Below are 16753 nucleotides of genomic sequence, written 5' to 3'. Positions count from 1 at the left end.
GTCCCGCGGCACTCTGGACCCATGACCTCGCCGATGATCGATCCCTCCGTCCCTCCGAGCGGCCCCGGCTGCGTCGAGTGCGAGCAGTCGGGCTCGTGGTGGCTGCATCTTCGCCGCTGCGCGCGCTGCGGCCACATCGGCTGCTGCGACGACTCGCTCGACAGGCACGGGACCGCGCACTGGCGGGCGACGGGCCACACGGTGATGCAGAGCTTCGAGCCCGGCGAGGACTGGTTCTGGGACTTCGGCACCGACGACTACACCGACGGTCCGCGCCTCGCGGACCCGCAGAGCCACCCGGCGGATCAGACGACGCCCGGACCGGCGGACCGCGTGCCCCGCGACTGGCAGGCCCTCCTCACCGAGCGCTGAGCCGCGCCGCGCGGCGTCGGGCCGGGCTGCGGGGCGCGGGCGCGACGCCGGGACCGCGCGTCGGCCGGTCCGGCGCCGGCGCGATCACGAGGCCCGCCGCCCCTCGACGCCGCCGCGGAACCGCACCAGCTTCAGGCAGAGGTGCAGCGCTGGAGGCCGTCGTCGAGGGCGGCCCGGACCGCCGGCGGCAGGTTCTCCAGCCGGTAGTAGAGCGTGGTGCGATGGATGTGCAGGATCGCGCACGCCTCAGGCCGCATGCAGACCGGTCCGGTCGATGACGACCTCCCGTCCGGCGACGGTGGAGGCACGGCGGCGCCGGAGCGGGCCCGGGGGAGTCCCGCGCGGTGACCGGGACCGGGCGGAGCATGACGCCCCGCCCGGATCAGCGGATCAGGCGTCCAGCGACCACCGCGGGCGGACCCAGTGGCAGGTGTAGCCGCCGGGGTGCTTGCGCAGGTAGTCCTGGTGCTCCTCCTCGGCGTCCCAGAACTCGCCGGCGGGCTCGACCTCGGTCACGACCGGTCCGGGCCAGCGGCCGGACGCGTCGATCTCGCCGATCGTCTCGCGCGCGACCCGCTCCTGCTCGGGGGAGAGGAAGAGGATCACGGAGCGGTAGGCGGTGCCGATGTCGTTGCCCTGGCGGTTCTTCGTCGTGGGGTCGTGCACCTGGAAGAAGAACTCCAGCAGATCGCGGTAGGAGGTCTGCTCGGGATCGAACTCGATCTCGACGGCCTCCGCGTGATCGCCGTGGTGGCGGTAGGTGGCGTTCGGGGTGCTGCCGCCGGCGTAGCCGGCCCGGGTGCCGAAGACACCGGGCATGTCGCGGAGGAGCTCCTGGAGCCCCCAGAAGCAGCCGCCCGCGAGGATCGCGCGCTCCTCGGCCATCAGACGCCGACCTTCGTGGCGTGGCCGGAACGCGTCTCGTGCAGGGAATCAGTCATGGGATCAGTCCATCACGGACGAGGACGTCCGAGCCCGCGTCGGAGGACTCTCCGAGCAGAGCGCAGCTGCCGGCCCGGCCCTCTGCGACGTCGGCCTCCGCCGGTCGGGCGGCGGGACGCAGCGAGGCGAAGTGGTCGACCGCGGCGGTCGGTCGGGGGCGGCCCGAGGCGACGGCTCCGTGATCGCGCTCTCCGCTCGAGCGTCGACCGGCAGGAGGACGGCGCCGGGTCACGACCAGTACGGCTCGGTCGCGCCGGATCGAGCGGGATCGAGCGGGGGAGCGCGTGACGCGGAGATGCACCCCGGATCGACCGGGGTGCATCCGAGCGCCGGGGTGAGGCCGGCGATGTCGTCCTTCGGATCTACTCCTGGATGAACGCGAGCAGGTCGGGGTTGATGACGTCGGCGTGGGTCGTCAGCATGCCGTGCGGGTAGCCCTCGTAGATCTTCAGGGTGGAGTTCTGCAGCAGCTCGTGCTGCTTGAGCGCGGCGTCCCGGTAGGGCACGACCTGATCGTCGTCCCCCTGCAGGACGAGCACCGGGACGGTGATCGCCCGGAGGTCCTCGGTCTGGTCGGTCTCGGAGAACGCCGCGATGCCCTCGTAGTGCGCGAGCGCACTGCCGGTCATGCCCTGGCGCCACCAGTTGTCGATCACCGGCTGCGAGACGGTCGCGCCGGGACGGTTGAAGCCGTAGAACGGGCCTGAGGCGACGGCCTGGAAGAACTCGGCCCGGTTGGCCGCGAGCGCCTCGCGGAAGCCGTCGAAGACGGAGATCGGCGTTCCGTCGGGGTTCGCCTCCGTCTGGACCATCAGCGGGGGGACGGCCGAGACGAGGACCGCCTTGGCGACGCGTCCCTGCGGCTGGCCGTGCTTCGCGACGTAGCGGGCGACCTGGCCGCCGCCCGTGGAGTGGCCGATGTGCACCGCGTCGCGCAGGTCGAGGTGCTCGACCACCGCGCTGACGTCGCTGGCGTAGTGGTCCATGTCGTGACCGGTGCCGACCTGGGTCGAGCGTCCGTGGCCGCGGCGGTCGCTCGCGATCACGCGGTAGCCGCGGGCGTGGAAGAACAGCATCTGCGCGTCCCAGTCGTCCGAGGAGAGCGGCCAGCCGTGGTGGAAGACGAGGGGCTGCGCGTCGGTGCTGCCCCAGTCCTTGTAGTAGATCTCCACACCATCGTCCGTGGTCACAAACGGCATGATTCACCCTCCTGGTCAGGCCGTTCGCGGGCTCATCCCGGATCGGCTCCGAAGTGTTCCGCTGTCCCGGGAGGGGCGGCGGAGTGGTTTCACGATAACGGCGGCGGTCCGCTCCGCAGAGGGCGGGCGGGGATCTTCCTACTTCTGTCGAGATCGTTCTCCGTCGGGATCGTCCACCGGGAGCTGGAGGACCCCGTCGAGCACCCGCGGCGACTGCCGGGCTCGATATCCGATAATGCACATTATGTCAGTACGGTGAGCGCAAGTCGGTGGGGAGCGCAAGATGCACGAACGGGCTCCCCTGCGACGAGTCGGCGACCGAGACGCTCTCGACGGAGTGGATGCCTCCTGCCGGGCCGTTCCTGCGTGCAGACGCGCGAACACGACGCCCCCATCGGCGCCGGAGAAGCGTCGCGCTCCTCGATGAGCGGCAGGACATAAGCTCGCACACATGGCAGCCGGCGCAGTGATGTACAACTTCGCGATACAGCTGGCTGATGTGGACCGCGGCGTCTACGAGGACATCACGCTGCGGGCCGCTCGGCACCCTTCCGAGACCGACGCGTACATGATGACGCGCGTGCTCGCGTACTGCCTCGAATACGTGGAGGGGATCACCTTCAGCGAGGGGATCTCGTCGACGGCGACCGAGCCGGCGGTGCTGGTCCGCGATCTCACCGGCAGGCTGACCACGTGGATCGAGGTGGGCGCGCCGGATGCCGAGCGACTGCACTTCGGGAGCAGGCTGGCCGACCGCACGACGGTCTACACGCATCGCAACCCGGAGAAGGTGATCGCGGCGTGGTCCGGCAAGCGAGTCCACCAGCTCGAGCAGATCACCGTGCAGAGCTTCGACCACGGGTTCCTGGATGCCGCGGTCGCGGTACTCGAGCGCCGCAACACGCTGACCGTGTCGGTCGTCGAGGGGCAGCTGTATGTCGAGTTCAACGGCGTGACGATGAGCAGCGACATCCACGTGCATCAGCTGGGCTGAGCCGGCCCGCGAGGGTGGTCAGCGTTGCGGCAGTACGACCTGCGTGAGCAGCCGGTGCGTGCGGCGGTCACCCGGCTCGTTCCCCCTGGCCACCACCTTCGCGGCGGGAGCGGTGATGGCGCGTCGCGCTGCCCGGTTGGCGCGGTCGAGGACACCGGCCACACGGTGCCCCTCGGCGATCGCGCCATCGCCCGCGGGACGGGCTCCGTCGTCGACCACTGAGGGGTGCACCGTGTGCGGCGTCGCATCCCTCGGAGTGCGACCCCGAGCTAGCGGGAGGCTCGGCGCGCGTCCTCCCGCAGGCGCATCCCGGCCTCGTCGTCGAGCCAGTTCGCCCCGGTGTTCTTGAGGAAGACCACGTACACCACCAGCGAGACGACGATCACGGCGGTGACGTAGCCGATGAAGGCCGGCACCTGCTCGGCGCTGAGCGCCCCCGCGTACAGCAAGGGCGCGGTGCCGCCGAAGATCGAGTTCGCGAGCGCGTAGCCGAAGCCGAGCCCGAGGGCGCGGATGTGCGTCGGGAACAGCTGCGCCTTCACGACGGCGTTGATGGAGGTGTAGCCGGTGAGGATCACGAAGCCGACCACGAGGATCGCGAAGGCGGCGAGAGGGTCGGTCTGCTCCGGAAGAGCGGTGAGGAGGAACCAGGTGTAGGCCACTCCCCCGATGCCGAAGAACACCAGGAGGGTCTTGCGTCCGACGATGTCCGAGAGCCACCCGCCGAGCGGCTGGAGGAGCATCAGTGTCGTCAGGGCGATCAGGTTGATGACGGTGCCCGTGACGACGTCGTCACCGGCGAACGCGCTCTTGATGATGTTCGGACCGGTCACCGAGTACGTGTAGAACGCGACCGTGCCGCCCATCGTCACCGCGAAGCACAGGAGGAGGGGCCGCCACTGGTGGACCAGGAGCTCGCGCATCGAGCCGTTCCGGCGGGACCGGCCCGCCTTGACCGCGTCGATCTGCGTGGTCTCCAGTGACTCGTCCATGGTCCGCCGGAGCCAGAACACGACGACCGCTGCGACGCCTCCGATGCCGAAGGCCACCCGCCATCCCCAGGCGGAGATCGCGTCGTCCGGCAGGGTGACCACCATGATCAGCAGGGTCAGCTGGGCGAGGACGTGCCCGCCCACGAGGGTCACGTAGTGGAACGACGACAGGAAGCCGCGCCGACCGGGTAGGGCGGCCTCGGACATGTAGGTGGCACTCGTCCCGTACTCTCCGCCGGTGGCGAAGCCCTGCAGCAGTCGTGCCAGGACCAGGATCACCACCGCTCCCCCGCCGATCGACTCGGCCGTCGGCGCGAACGCGACGATCAGTGAGCAGGCGGCCATCAGGGAGACCGAGATCGTCAGCGCGAGGCGGCGCCCGTGCCGGTCGGCGAACCGGCCGAAGAACCAGGAGCCGATCGGCCGCATCAGGAAGGTGACCGCGAAGATGGCCCAGATGTAGAGGGTCGAGTTCTTCTCGCCGGGAGCGAAGAACTGCGATTCGAAGTAGAACGCGAAGACGGAGTAGACGTAGACGTCGTACCACTCGACGAGATTGCCCGCGGAGCCCTTCAACGTGTTCGAGATGGAGCGGCGGAGGCTGCTGGGGATCGTCGTCGTCGTCGACATGATGGTCCGATCATCAAGGGTTCCGTTAGGGGACGGGTCTCGGAGCGTCGAGCGTGCTGCGGCGTCTCCGCCGTCGGCGCCCCGCGTCGCCGCGAGCCCAGGGCATCTCTACCGCATTCCCGGCGGCCTGTTCGGAAACCTAACGGTCTCCTGACGCGATCGGGTTCGGACCGCGACGAGGTCGCTCCGTCTCGCGCCAGTCAGGCAGCGATGCCGACCAGACCAGTATGGTCCCTCAGTGGAGGCAGACACATGAGGATCCGTACTGAGAACTCGCTGCGATCATCGGCGACGAGGGCTGTCGCCGTCGTCTCGATCGTCACCATCGCCGCTTCGCTCTCCGGGTGCACAGCGGGAGACGCCGCGCCGCCGAAGCCCACTGTCGCTCCGCTCCCGGCTGCTGAGGTGGAGCGCGCACTGGCCGAGAAGCAGGATCAAGACTGGGCTGAGCTGGTAGTCAAGTATCCGGACGCGGTCCGACCCGAGGTCGACGTGATCCGCACCGTGAACCCCGTGGAGTCGACGTCGGCGATCGCGGACTGCATGGTCTCAGTCGGCTTTCCGGAGACCAAGGCTGGTCCGGACGGCGGCCTCGATTACGGCTCCTTCCCCACGGAGCAGACGCAGACTCACGACATCGCCCTGTTCGCGTGCAGAGCGCAGTACCCGATGGATCCGAGATTCGACACGCCACCGACCGAAGCGCAGTACGAGTACCTCTACCACTACTACGCACACGACCTCATCGAGTGCTTGAAGAGTCACGACATCGACGTGCCGGAGGCGCCCACCTATGAGACCTTCCGCGACACCATCAACTCGCGAGACGCATGGAGTCCCTACCTCAGCTACGAGCCGACCGGCAAGACGCAGTGGCTGACCGTCAATAGGGACTGCCCGCAAACGCCTCCGGGCTACTTCGGGGAGTGATGAGCGCCTCGCTGCTCCACACGCTTGAACACTGCGACCGCCTCCACCACCGTCACGCATGTCGTGACACCAACAGAATGGAGAACACAATGAAAAGACTGCTTCCTGCAGCGGCACTGGCTCTGGTAGGCGGAATCGCGGCGACACTGGTGGTCCCAACGGCGGCCAGCGCTGCGTCCTACTCGTGCGGCGGCATCCGGACGGTAGGAATCACGGCGGTCTATTCGACGTCGAACGACGGGGACGGCGGAATTCTTCACGGGTACACGTCAACCGATGGCCGAACCTACGGCCAGGACTTCAGTTCGTCCGAGAACTCGCCGGGCACGCACAGCACGTTCTCCCAGTCGGCGTTCCGCGGCGTTTCGAGCTGGAGTGTGGGAACGAACGGCACGGCGACCCTGAACAGCTCGGGCGCGAGTTGCTACCAGTAAGAGAGCTCTCGCCCTCGATCAGCAATCGCTGATCAGGCGTGGTCGGTCGGAGGGTGACAGTCGTCCTCCGACCGATCTCCGTGCGAAAGGCCTCTGCTGGTGAAAGGACCGTGCTGGTGAAAGGACTGTGCTGGTGAAAGCCGATCGATCGCCTCGGAGAGGTCTTCTCTCCCCCGTCGCGGCTCTCGCCTTCTGCCTGGTGGTGCTGGCCGCCGCGGCGGGTGTCTGGGCCGGAGCGGTGATCTTCGCGCCCGCGGAGGAGGTCGTGGCGGGGACCGACTACACGACCGCTGTCGCTCGCGCCGGTGCTGTCGGCGCGGCGGTGAACCTGGTGGCGACCGCCCACTGGACCCAGTCCCCCGCGGGGACCAATTCGGCGCAGGGCACGGTGACGACGGTGAGTCACACCCCCGGCGACGTCGCCGACCAGGGCGAGGAGCTCTACACCGTGGACCTTCGACCCGTGGTTCTCGCGCGCGGCGTGATCCCCGCGTTCCGGGACATCGACGGGACGAGCGAGGGCGAGGATGTGGAGCAGCTGCAGGAGCTGCTGGGCGACCTCGGCTACTACCGCGGCGCTGTCGACGGTGCGCCCGGACCGCGCACCGCGGCGGCGATCAAGGAGTGGCAGAAGGCTGCAGGCTTTCCGGTGGACGGCGTCGTCCGACGGGGCGACCTGGTCTTCGTGCCCGAGGTGCCGACCCGGCTGGTCGTCGACGAGACCCTCATCACTCGAGGAGCAGTGGTCTCGGGCGGCGAGGTCGTCGCGAGGACGCTGCCGAAGACGCCGACGTTCTCCGTCACGGCGACAGCGGCCCAGGCCGCTCAGATCGGCGTGGGAGTCGCGGCGGAGATCACCGGACCGGACGGACCCTGGCGGGCGGTCACGACGGTCCAGGAGGTGAAGCCCGAGGTCGGGGTGTCGATAGCGCTCGCCGGCGTGGACGGCGAGATCATCTGCGGCGAGGAGTGCGCGGATCTCGACGTGACTCAGGACACCCTCCTCCCCGTCGTCCTCACGACGACACCCGAGACGTCGGGTCTGACCGTCCCGACCGCGAGCATCCGGACCGACGTGAACGGGGATCTCGAAGTGACGGACTCGGCCGGCGAGAGACATCGTGTGGATGTCGTCGCTGCAGCCAAGGGCATCTCGGTCGTGACCGGCCTCGTGGAAGGCACGGAAGTGCGCGTCTACGGCGACGACGCTGCACCCCGATGATCACCGCTGAGAGCATCGACTTCAGCTATCGACGCGGCCCCCGAGTCCTGTCCGACTTCAGCGCTGTCGTGATGCCCTCCGAGATGGTCGCGATCACCGGCCCATCGGGAAGGGGAAAGTCGACCCTGCTCTACGTCCTGGGCCTGATGGCGACTCCGGAATCGGGACGGATCCGGATCGATGGCGTCGATGTCAGTGGCCTGAGTGATCGATCGAGGGCGGAGTACCGCGCGGAGAACATCGGGTTCGTCTTCCAGGACGCCGCTCTGGATCCCACGAGAACGGTCCTCGACAACATCGTCGAGACGGCTCTTTATCGTGGGCGCCGGAACGCGGCGGTGGAGCTCGCAGCGCACGGCCTGATGGAGCGCTTCGGGGTCGCCCTGCGCGCCTCGGCGAGACCCCATCAGGTCTCCGGTGGCCAGGCGCAGCGGATAGCGCTCTGCCGGGCGCTCCTCGACGACCCGACGATCGTCCTCGCGGACGAGCCGACGGGGAATCTGGATCCGGAGTCCGCGGCGGTGGTCGTCGACGCACTGCGAGAGCGTGCCCGATCGGGTTCGTCCGTGATCGTGGTCACTCACGACGAGACGGTCGTCGCCTCCTGCGACCGGAGGATCAGCCTGTGAGGCGGAGATTCGTCCTGCCCGTGCTCCGGGAAGCCCTCGCCTCCTCGATCGCGCAACCGGTGGCCTCTCTCCTCACTCTGGTGATGGTGGTGGCGATGTGCGCCGGGATCGTTCTGACGACCGGGCGGACCGTGGGGACGGAGCAGAGCGTTCTCGCGACGGTGGATTCGGCGGGGACGCGTTCCATCCTGGTCCGAGGGGAGGCAGAGGCGGGCCTGTCCTCGGACGCACTGGAGAGGATCTCCCGACTCTCCGGCGTGCAGTGGGCCGCAGCGTTCTCGGATGCCAGTGACGTCGGCAACTCCCGGATCGCGGAGGGAAGGAAGGTGGCTCTTCGATCCGTGTGGTCGTCCGACTTCGCAGAGCTGGGAATCGAGGCGGGGCGGTTCCCCAGCGGCTCGGCGTGGGCGTCCGAGGAGGCTCTCGCCACTCTGGGCTTCGCCGAGCAGACCGGCTCGGTCTCTTCGGGCAGTGGAGCCGGGGTCGACGTCGTCGGGACCTTCGCCTCGTCCGAGTACCTGTCCTTCCTCGGCCCGTCCGTCCTGGTCCCGATGCCTCCCTCCGCGACCAGGAGTGTGGGCTATGTGGTCGTCATCGCCACGGAACCCGAGATGATCCGCCCGCTGACGCGATCGATCGGCTCCCTTCTGGCTCCGGCGAACCCGCAGGGCGTCACCGTCACCACGAGCGCTCGGTACGCGGACCTGCGGACCGTTCTCGAGGGCACTCTCGGTGGTTTCGGACGAGATCTCGTGGTTCTCATCGCCGGCGCGGGCGCGGTCCTGGTCGGTGCGACGCAGTACGGTCTCGTCCAGATGAGGCGGAAGGACTTCGGACGTCGAAGGGCGCTCGGGGCCACGAGAGGCCTGATCGTCCTGCTCGTCGTCTGTCAGGTCCTCCTCGTCGCGACGATCGGCGCTCTTCTGGGCACGGTGGGTTCCGCCGTGTTCCTGGTGGCCGGCGGCGACCCGCTTCCCGGCCTCGACTTCCTGGTGGCCACGGGCGCTCTGGCGATCGTGGTCTCCGTCGTCGCCGCGCTTCTCCCCGCTCAGAGGGCGGCGAGCAGGGACCCGCTGCACGAGCTGAGAGTGCCGTGATCGCGGACGAGGGTTCGGGCTCGGCGCCGCCTCGACGAGGGCGAGCGGGCGCTCGGGCCCGCTCGAGCGGGCGCGGAATCCGGTGGTCGCTGCGAGGGCGGCGACGTACGGTGAGCGACTCCTTCTCCGCGCCGCCTCCGATCGAGCGTAGAGTTGCACACGCGTTGCAGACGGAGAGACGAAGGGTTGTGGCCATGCGCTCGAAGACAGTCGGGTTCGCGATCGCGGACGAGGACCAGGCCGAACTGCAGGCCCTCGTCGACCACTTCGGTCACGGCAACCGGTCCGAGTTCCTTCGGGTGGCGATGAAGCGGATGGCGCACGACATGTGGGCCGAGAAGATGCGCGGGCTGCAGGACCGGGCTCGCGAGGAGCTCGCCGGCCGGGTGGTCTCTCGTGAAGAGGTCACCGCCCTCGTGAAGAAGACCTTGGGCTCGAGTGCCTCCGCATGACGTCGGCCCAGCGGTCGTCTTCGACATCCACATCTACGTCAACGCGCTCGTAGGCCCTGGTTCCGAGTTTCCACGGATCGTCGAGGTGCCTCCCGGAACCGGCAACTCCGCGGCCGACTGCCTCTCCCTCGCCTTCGACGGCGATGATTTCCGGCTGTTCGTCTCGCCACACATCCTCCGCAACCTGACACGGGTCCTCAGTGAGCTCGGCCTCAGCGCCGAACTGATCGAGGGATACCTGCAGACCGTGCTCGAGCTCGTGGAGGTGTCGGGCGGAGCGACTCTCGATCCCCCGCGGAAGTGCTTCGACGTCGAGGACTACGAGGACAACCTGATCGTGGATCTCTCCCTGGCCTGCGACGCGACCCTCATCGTCAGCGACGACACGGACCTCACCGATCTGAGTCCCTGGCACGGACGCATGCCGGTCGTCCGGCCGCACGTCTTCGTCGCCCGGATGGTCCAGGCCCGCCGGGGTCGCCGCCGCTAAGAGGTTGAGCGTAGTTTCATCTCCCCGTCGATTCCCCCGAGTTCGGCGGCTGCCGCAGAGTCCGGCCGAGACTGGAGACGGACCCTGCTCGCGCCGCGAGTCGTCCGGCGAGCATCCGATGGACGCGCTTCTCCGTTCGACAAGATGTGCTGTTCTGAACCCCGGTGAACAGCAGATCCTGTCGAATGGCGGACGGACTTCGCTACGCGGTGGTGGCCTGGGCGGCCCGGGTGCGCGTCCGCAGCCGGTACAGGCTGGTGGTGGCGACGATGAAGAGGTCGGTGCCGTCCGGTCCACCGAAGCAGACGTTCGCCACGACCTCCGGTACGGGCACGAAGAGCAGCTCGGCGCCGTCCGGGGCGAAGACGTGCACGCCGTCGCCGGCCGAGGACCACACTCGGCCGCGCTCGTCGACGGCGATCCCGTCGGGGAAGCCCTGCTCGGTCTCCGCGAAGAGCCGCCCGTTGCGGGTGCCGACTCCGCCGTCGACGACGTCGTAGGCGCGGATCCAGTGGCCCGGGCCGTCCTCGAGGCTCATCGCCGTGTCGGTCACGTAGGCGGTCGCGCCGTCGGGCGAGAAGGCGATGCCGTTCGGCTGCACCATGTCGGTGACGACCGGCGCGAGGCCGTCCTCCTCGCTCCAGCGGAAGACCCAGCGCGCGCCGTACTCGCGCTCGCCGGGGTGCCCCTCGGCCGGCTGCCGGATGCCGTAGTCCGGATCGGTGAACCAGTAGGAGCCGTCGGGAGCGACCGCGACGTCGTTGGGCGAGTTCAGCCTTCCGCCGTCCCAGCTCGAGACGAGCTCCTCGACGGTGCCGTCCGGCCGCTCTCGCTCCAGGCGGCGCAGTCCGTGCGAGCACTGGACGACGCTCCCGTCGGCGTCGAGGAGTCGGCCATTGGTGAACTCGACACCCTCGCGGTGCACCGAGGTCTCCCCGGTCGCGCTGTCCCACTGCAGGATGCGGTCGTTCGGGATGTCGCTCCAGCGCAGACGCCCCTCGGCCGGGATCCACAGCGGCCCCTCGCTCCAGACGGCGCCCGTCCACAGCCGCTCGAGTCCGCCGTCGCTGCGGAGGAGCGCCTCGTTGTCCGTCCTTCTCTCGTCCGCTGCCTGGTCGCTCATCGGCTCTCTCCCTCGGCCACCTGGCTCATGGGAACCACCTCCGCCTCCTATTCTTCCGGCGAGTCGCGTCCGAGCATGCGAGGAGCGAGCCTGCAGTCCGCGTTGGCGTGGCCGTATCGGCGTCGCGCCCCCGCTCGAACCGCCAGATCTGGCGCGAGATGACAGCCGGGACTGGTTGTCGCGGGTCGCCCCGAGTGCCAGGGTCGGCACAGGGCGAGTCGTGCAGGCGCCCGGTCGCTCCGCCCGTAGAGGAACCCGCTGATGCGTTTCACTGGTCGCCGTTTCGCCGTCCCCCGCAGTCTCGCCGTCGCCGTGCTGGCCGCCGCGCTCATCGTCTCCGGGGCTCCCGCCCACGCGGCGCCCGCTCCGGCGCAGGCGGCGGCAGCAGCGGCACCGGTCGTCGGCCCGATCACCGGGGTCGCGTCGAAGCGCTGCCTGGACGTGCCGAACGGGTCGACCGCGAACCGGACGATCGTGGTCCTCTACGACTGCAACAGCGGCGCCAACCAGAAGTGGACGATCGCCACGACCGGCGAGATCACCGTCTACGGCGGCGCGAAGTGCCTGGAGGTGCGCAACCGCTCGACGACGGCCGGCGCCGACGTGCAGATCTCGGACTGCGTCGGCGGGGACGGGCAGCGCTGGCGGATCGAGAGCGACGGCACGATCCGCGCCGTCGCCTCGGGCCTCTGCCTGAGCGTCAAGGACCGGAAGACGGCCAACCGCTCGTCCGTGCAGATCGCGGCCTGCGCCGGCGGCGACTGGCAGAAGTGGCGGACCACCGCGGTCGTCGCGGACAGCACCGCCCCCTCCGCGCCGGGGAGCCCTCGGGTGACGAACCTCGCCTGCCGCACGGCGACCTTCTCCTGGAACGCGTCCACGGACGCCGTCGGAGTGGCGGGCTACGACGTCTATCACGACGGCCAGTTCATGAAGTCCGTCGCCGGGAACGTCCTGTCGACCGGCCTCGACGTGGTGCCGGGTGCGCAGTGGGGGCTCTACGTGAACGCCCGCGACGCCGCCGGCAACGTCTCGCAGGCGAGCGCCACCGTCGCCGTCACCATCCCGCAGTGCAGCACCGACACGCAGGCGCCGACGAGCCCGACCGGGCTCACCGCGCGGGCGGTCGGCACCGCCGTCACCCTCACCTGGACCGCGAGCACCGACGACGTCGGGGTGCGCAGCTACACCGTCTTCCGCGGCTCCACGCAGGTCGGGACGGTCGCCGGCAGCGGCACGACGGCGCCCGTCACGACCTTCACCGAGAGCGGCCTCGCGGCCAACACCGCCTACTCCTACACGGTCGCGGCCGTCGACGCCCAGGGCAACACCTCCGCCCGCAGCGCCGCCGCCGCGGTGACCACGGGCGGGGCCTGCAGCACCGCGTTCTGCACCGTCACCCAGACCGCCACCGACACCGACATTCCCTGGGGGCTGACCACCGTCCCCGACGGGACCGTGCTCTACTCGCGCCGCGACGCGCAGGACATCGTCCGACTCAATCCCACGACGGGCGTGAAGACGAGCCTCGGGACCGTGCCGAACGTGCAGAGCACGGACGGCGAGGGCGGTCTGCTGGGCATCGCGGTGTCGCCGACCTTCGCCACCGACCAGTGGCTGTACGTGATGCACACCTCCCCCACCGACAACCGGGTGATCCGACTCAAGCTCGTCGGCGACCGCCTCGACACGAGCACCGTGCAGGTCCTCGCCTCCGGGATCCTGCGGAACAAGTACCACAACGGCGGACGCCTGCGCTTCGGCCCCGACGGCAAGCTCTACGTGAGCACGGGCGACGGCCAGAACACCGCCACCGCGCAGAACCTGAACTCCCTCAGCGGCAAGATCCTGCGGATCAACGCCGACGGCTCGATCCCCGCCGACAACCCGTTCGGCAACGCCGTCTGGAGCTACGGGCACCGCAACCCGCAGGGGCTCGCCTTCGACTCGCAGGGCCGCCTCTGGGAGCAGGAGTTCGGCAACGGCATCATGGACGAGACGAACCTGATCGTCCGCGGCGGCAACTACGGCTGGCCCGCCTGCGAGGGGACCTCCGGCAGCTGCGGCACCGCCGGCTTCCTCGCTCCGAAGCAGACCTACCCGACCTCCGCGGGCTCCTGCTCCGGCCTGACGGTCGTCCGCGACGTCGTCTACATCGCCTGCCTCCGCGGCACCCGCCTCTACCGCGCGCCGATCACCGGCGACGCGCTGGCCACCCCGACCTCCGCCTTCGTCGGCACCTACGGCCGCCTGCGCACCGTCGAGCCCGACGGCCAGGGCGGCCTCTGGATGACGACCTCCAACACCGGCGACAAGGACAGCATCCCGAACAACAGCGGCGAGAAGATCCTCCGCGTGACCCTCGGCGGCTGACCCGCGAGATCGGCCCGCAGACCCGCCTTCCGACGCCGGTGGATCTCGATACGCCCGCTGCGCGGGCTGCTCGATCAGCATGAGACGACCCGCCCCTCGCATGCTGGTCGAGCAGCCCCGCAGGGGCGTATCGAGACCTGCCGTCTCCATCCGCGCTGGTCGGCGAACGCCGGAGGGACCGCCGCGATTGACTGCGCAGTCAATCCGTGTTGTACTCGTCGCACGGCGCTGTTGACTGCGCTGTCAACTCCTCGGCAGAGGACGAGCGAAGGAGCTGCGGCGTGGACGCATCGAAGGCCGTGCCGCAGCCGGACGACCGCGGTCGTCGGGTCTCCATGGCCGATGTCGCCCGCGCCGCCGGCGTGAGCCAGAAGACCGTCTCGCGGGTGGTCAACGGCGAGGCGCACGTCTCCCCCGAGATCGGCGACCGCGTCACCGCCGCGATCCGCGCGCTCGGCTTCCGGCCGAATGCCGCCGCCCGGGCCTTGGTCACCCAGCGCAGCCGCCGGATCGGCATGGTCACGATGGGCACGTCGCTCTACGGCCCGTCCGCGATCCTCGACGGCGTCGAGCAGGCCTCCCGCGCCGCCGGCTACTCGCTCAGCGTGGTCCGCACGGTGGAGAACAGCGGCGCGGAGCTGCAGGAGGCGGTCGACGCGCTCGTCGACCAGGGCGTCGACGGCATCATCCTCTCGGAGCCCGTCGACTTCGGGCACCCGCGCTTGCGCATCCCGGCCGACGTCACGGTGCTCAGCTTCGACCACCCGAGCGAGGCGCACCGCCCCGAGGAGCTCGTCGTGGGCACCGACGAGGCCGGCGCCGCCCGCAGCGCCACCGAGCATCTGCTCGCCCTCGGCCACGAGACGGTCTGGCACATCGCCGGCGCCAGCACCTGGTCGGCCACCCGCCGCCGCATCGACGGCTGGCGCGCCGCCCTCGCCGACGCCGACGCCGCCGAGCCGCCGGTGCTGAGCGGCGACTGGACCCCCCGGTCCGGCGCCGAGGCGATGGCGTCGATCCTGCACCGCCGGGACGTCACCGCCGTCTTCGCCGCCAACGACCAGATGGCCGTCGGGGCGATCCACGCCGCTGAGGCCGCCGGCCTGCGCATCCCCGAGGACCTCAGCGTCGTCGGCTTCGACGACGATCCGCTCTCGGAGTTCCTGCACCGGCCGCTCACCACGGTCAAGCAGGACTTCGCCGAGGTCACGCGCATCGCGATGCACCGGATGATCCGCACCCTCGACGGCCATGCGCCCACCGACCGGCACCGCTCCGTCCCCGCCCAGCTCATCGTTCGAGCCTCCAGCGGGCCCGCGAACCCCGAGCGCGCGGCGCTGGCGCCCGCGTCGCCCGTCCCCGTCCGGTAGCTCCCCCGTCCGGGCTCCCGGTCCCTCGGCTCCCCTTCTCCCTCGACCCGTCCCTTCCCACCGCCGTCCGTGCGGTCAGCACGAGCCGCCTCCGCGCGGTGCCTCCGGCGCGCCCGCCGGCCCATCCCTCCCCCTCTCCGAAGGAGCACCTCCATGCCTCCCCTCTCCCCCGCGCTCTCCCGCCGCGGGCTGCTCCGTCTCGGCGCCGCCGCCGGCGGCTCGGCGGCCCTCGCCTCCCTGCTCGCCTCGTGCGCCGCGACCGGTCCGCAGGCGGCCGTCGAGTCCGGAGCCGTCGATCTCTCGTTCTGGACGCACGACGACGGCTACGTCACGTTCTTCACGGAGGCGCTCGCGCTCGCCGACGCGCGCAGCGACTTCTCCTACTCGCTCGACGTCACCAAGATCGGCGCGACCGACATCGTCACCAAGCTGATCGCGCAGGCGGTGGCCGGCTCCGGCACGCCCGACCTCGTCGGCATCGAGGTCGCGAACTTCGCCCGCACGCTCCGCGGCTCGATCGCCCCCGAGCTGCTCGTCGACCTCACGGGCGCGACCGCGCCCTACCGCGACGACCTGATCGCCGCGCGCGTCGACGCGTTCAGCAAGGACGGCGCCCTCTACGCCCTCGACTCCGACACGCCGCTGGCCGTCTACTACTACCGCGAGGACGAGTTCGCGCGCCTCGGCGTGCCCACCGACCTCGAGACGTGGGAGGAGTTCGCCCGCGTCGGCGGCGAGATCAGCGCCCGCGAGGGCGTCTCGTTCGGCGCCCTCTCCGTCGGGAGCGACCTGCCCCAGGTCGTGCAGGGCTACCAGCTGCTGCTGATGCAGCGCGGCGGGCAGCTCTTCGACCGCGACGGGAACCTCGACCTCGCGACCCCGGAGGCCGAGGAGGCGCTGCAGTTCGCGGTCGACGGGCTCGCCTCCGGCTTCTTCACGACGGTCGCCGACTACTACGGCCCGAGCATGCAGAGCGGCCTCAAGCAGGGCTCGATCCTCGGCGTCGACATGCCCACCTGGTACTCGAGCTACGGCATCAAGCCGAATGTGCCCGAGCAGGCCGGCCTCTGGCGGGTGAAGACGCTCCCCCGCTTCGAGAACGGCGGCAGCCGCACGGCCGTGGGCGGCGGCACCGGCTTCGCCGCGGTCACCGGTAAGGCCAACAGCGACGCCGCGGTCGAGCTCGTCCTCGCCGCCTACCTCGACCCGGCCCAGCAGGTGAAGCGCTACCGCGATCTCGGCTACCTGCCGACGCTCCGCTCGGTCTACGACGACCCCGAGCTCGCGACGATCACCGACGACTACTTCGGCGGCCAGGCGCTCTTCGACGTCTACGGCGAGATCATCGACGAGGTCCCGTCGCTCTTCCAGAGCCAGGACCAGCAGATCCTCACGACCGTGCTGTCGGGCTACCTCCTCCAGGCCTACAAGGGCACCCTCTCCCCGGCGCAGGCGCTCCGCGCCACGGTCGAGGACTTCCGCGGCCAGGCCCGCAGCTAAGGAT

At 70.1% G+C, this 16753-nt stretch carries 16 protein-coding genes; 11 read left to right on the top strand and 5 right to left on the bottom strand.

Going from position 1 to position 16753, the window contains the following annotated elements:
- Positions 1-21: 21 nt before the first annotated feature.
- Complete coding sequence (locus tag GTU73_RS11140; protein WP_160089467.1) at positions 22-372, top strand: UBP-type zinc finger domain-containing protein; 351 nt, start codon at positions 22-24, stop codon at positions 370-372.
- A gap of 131 nt (positions 373-503) precedes the next feature.
- Here GTU73_RS11140 and GTU73_RS11135 read toward each other — a convergent pair whose 3' ends face one another.
- From GTU73_RS11135 to GTU73_RS11125, 3 genes are all read right to left on the bottom strand, one after another.
- On the bottom strand, positions 504-629 hold the full coding sequence (locus tag GTU73_RS11135; protein WP_244231612.1) for a helix-turn-helix domain-containing protein: 126 nt from the start codon (positions 627-629) through the stop codon (positions 504-506).
- Positions 630-762: 133 nt separating this feature from the next.
- Positions 763-1257: a peptide-methionine (S)-S-oxide reductase MsrA gene (msrA, locus tag GTU73_RS11130; protein WP_160089465.1), complete on the bottom strand. Its 495-nt coding sequence runs from the start codon at positions 1255-1257 to the stop codon at positions 763-765.
- Positions 1258-1676: 419 nt separating this feature from the next.
- Positions 1677-2513, bottom strand: a complete 837-nt coding sequence (locus tag GTU73_RS11125) for an alpha/beta hydrolase (RefSeq protein ID WP_160089463.1) — start codon at positions 2511-2513, stop codon at positions 1677-1679.
- A 451-nt stretch (positions 2514-2964) separates the two neighbouring features.
- Here GTU73_RS11125 and GTU73_RS11120 point away from each other — a divergent pair, with 451 nt between their 5' ends.
- Entirely contained in the window at positions 2965-3507 is a 543-nt protein-coding gene (locus GTU73_RS11120) for a YaeQ family protein (protein ID WP_160089461.1), read from the top strand.
- A 269-nt stretch (positions 3508-3776) separates the two neighbouring features.
- Here the strand turns inward: GTU73_RS11120 and GTU73_RS11115 are convergent, their stop codons facing one another.
- Positions 3777-5129 (bottom strand): MFS transporter, encoded by a 1353-nt coding sequence (locus GTU73_RS11115; RefSeq protein WP_160089459.1) that lies wholly within the window; start codon positions 5127-5129, stop codon positions 3777-3779.
- Between the two features lie 252 nt (positions 5130-5381).
- Between GTU73_RS11115 and GTU73_RS11110 the strand changes: the two genes are divergently transcribed.
- From GTU73_RS11110 to GTU73_RS11085, 6 genes are all read left to right on the top strand, one after another.
- Positions 5382-6059: a hypothetical protein gene (locus GTU73_RS11110; RefSeq protein ID WP_160089457.1), complete on the top strand. Its 678-nt coding sequence runs from the start codon at positions 5382-5384 to the stop codon at positions 6057-6059.
- A 567-nt stretch (positions 6060-6626) separates the two neighbouring features.
- A complete protein-coding gene (locus GTU73_RS11105; RefSeq protein WP_160089455.1) occupies positions 6627-7715 on the top strand; it encodes a peptidoglycan-binding domain-containing protein in 1089 nt (362 codons plus the stop codon).
- Positions 7712-8344 (top strand): ABC transporter ATP-binding protein, encoded by a 633-nt coding sequence (locus GTU73_RS11100; protein ID WP_160089453.1) that lies wholly within the window; start codon positions 7712-7714, stop codon positions 8342-8344. Before GTU73_RS11105 ends, GTU73_RS11100 begins: the two co-directional genes overlap by 4 nt.
- Before the next feature lie 20 nt (positions 8345-8364).
- Positions 8365-9441, top strand: a complete 1077-nt coding sequence (locus tag GTU73_RS11095; protein ID WP_160089451.1) for an FtsX-like permease family protein — start codon at positions 8365-8367, stop codon at positions 9439-9441.
- A gap of 194 nt (positions 9442-9635) precedes the next feature.
- Positions 9636-9893 (top strand): hypothetical protein, encoded by a 258-nt coding sequence (locus GTU73_RS11090; RefSeq protein ID WP_160089449.1) that lies wholly within the window; start codon positions 9636-9638, stop codon positions 9891-9893.
- A complete protein-coding gene (locus tag GTU73_RS11085; RefSeq protein ID WP_160089447.1) occupies positions 9880-10383 on the top strand; it encodes a PIN domain-containing protein in 504 nt (167 codons plus the stop codon). Before GTU73_RS11090 ends, GTU73_RS11085 begins: the two co-directional genes overlap by 14 nt.
- 202 nt (positions 10384-10585) lie before the next feature.
- On the opposite strand, the gene GTU73_RS11080 is transcribed toward GTU73_RS11085, so the two are convergent.
- Positions 10586-11506: an SMP-30/gluconolactonase/LRE family protein gene (locus GTU73_RS11080; RefSeq protein WP_160089445.1), complete on the bottom strand. Its 921-nt coding sequence runs from the start codon at positions 11504-11506 to the stop codon at positions 10586-10588.
- Between the two features lie 261 nt (positions 11507-11767).
- Between GTU73_RS11080 and GTU73_RS11075 the strand changes: the two genes are divergently transcribed.
- The 3 genes from GTU73_RS11075 to GTU73_RS11065 all read left to right on the top strand — a co-directional run bounded on the left by GTU73_RS11075 (position 11768) and on the right by GTU73_RS11065 (position 16749).
- Positions 11768-13879, top strand: a complete 2112-nt coding sequence (locus GTU73_RS11075; protein WP_160089443.1) for a PQQ-dependent sugar dehydrogenase — start codon at positions 11768-11770, stop codon at positions 13877-13879.
- A gap of 281 nt (positions 13880-14160) precedes the next feature.
- Positions 14161-15249, top strand: a complete 1089-nt coding sequence (locus GTU73_RS11070; protein ID WP_244231611.1) for a LacI family DNA-binding transcriptional regulator — start codon at positions 14161-14163, stop codon at positions 15247-15249.
- A 153-nt stretch (positions 15250-15402) separates the two neighbouring features.
- Entirely contained in the window at positions 15403-16749 is a 1347-nt protein-coding gene (locus GTU73_RS11065; protein ID WP_160089441.1) for an extracellular solute-binding protein, read from the top strand.
- Positions 16750-16753 lie beyond the last annotated feature (4 nt).

It is taken from the genome of Rathayibacter sp. VKM Ac-2804, assembly GCF_009866655.1.
In the GTDB taxonomy this organism is placed as follows: domain Bacteria; phylum Actinomycetota; class Actinomycetes; order Actinomycetales; family Microbacteriaceae; genus Rathayibacter.
The sequence above is the reverse complement of the archived record's forward strand: the minus strand, read 5'-3'. Positions and strand labels throughout refer to the sequence as shown.

What these genes read in the sequence shown, in the direction of transcription:
- GTU73_RS11120 (WP_160089461.1), top strand. Translation starts at nt 2,965, where the DNA reads ATGGCAGCCGGCGCAGTGATGTACAACTTCGCGATACAGCTGGCTGAT.
- GTU73_RS11110 (WP_160089457.1), top strand. Translation starts at nt 5,382, where the DNA reads ATGAGGATCCGTACTGAGAACTCGCTGCGATCATCGGCGACGAGGGCT.
- GTU73_RS11135 (WP_244231612.1), bottom strand. Translation starts at nt 629, where the DNA reads ATGCGGCCTGAGGCGTGCGCGATCCTGCACATCCATCGCACCACGCTC.
- GTU73_RS11080 (WP_160089445.1), bottom strand. Translation starts at nt 11,506, where the DNA reads ATGAGCGACCAGGCAGCGGACGAGAGAAGGACGGACAACGAGGCGCTC.
- GTU73_RS11115 (WP_160089459.1), bottom strand. Translation starts at nt 5,129, where the DNA reads ATGTCGACGACGACGACGATCCCCAGCAGCCTCCGCCGCTCCATCTCG.
- GTU73_RS11100 (WP_160089453.1), top strand. Translation starts at nt 7,712, where the DNA reads ATGATCACCGCTGAGAGCATCGACTTCAGCTATCGACGCGGCCCCCGA.
- GTU73_RS11125 (WP_160089463.1), bottom strand. Translation starts at nt 2,513, where the DNA reads ATGCCGTTTGTGACCACGGACGATGGTGTGGAGATCTACTACAAGGAC.
- msrA (WP_160089465.1), bottom strand. Translation starts at nt 1,257, where the DNA reads ATGGCCGAGGAGCGCGCGATCCTCGCGGGCGGCTGCTTCTGGGGGCTC.
- GTU73_RS11140 (WP_160089467.1), top strand. Translation starts at nt 22, where the DNA reads ATGACCTCGCCGATGATCGATCCCTCCGTCCCTCCGAGCGGCCCCGGC.
- GTU73_RS11090 (WP_160089449.1), top strand. Translation starts at nt 9,636, where the DNA reads ATGCGCTCGAAGACAGTCGGGTTCGCGATCGCGGACGAGGACCAGGCC.
- GTU73_RS11065 (WP_160089441.1), top strand. Translation starts at nt 15,403, where the DNA reads ATGCCTCCCCTCTCCCCCGCGCTCTCCCGCCGCGGGCTGCTCCGTCTC.
- GTU73_RS11075 (WP_160089443.1), top strand. Translation starts at nt 11,768, where the DNA reads ATGCGTTTCACTGGTCGCCGTTTCGCCGTCCCCCGCAGTCTCGCCGTC.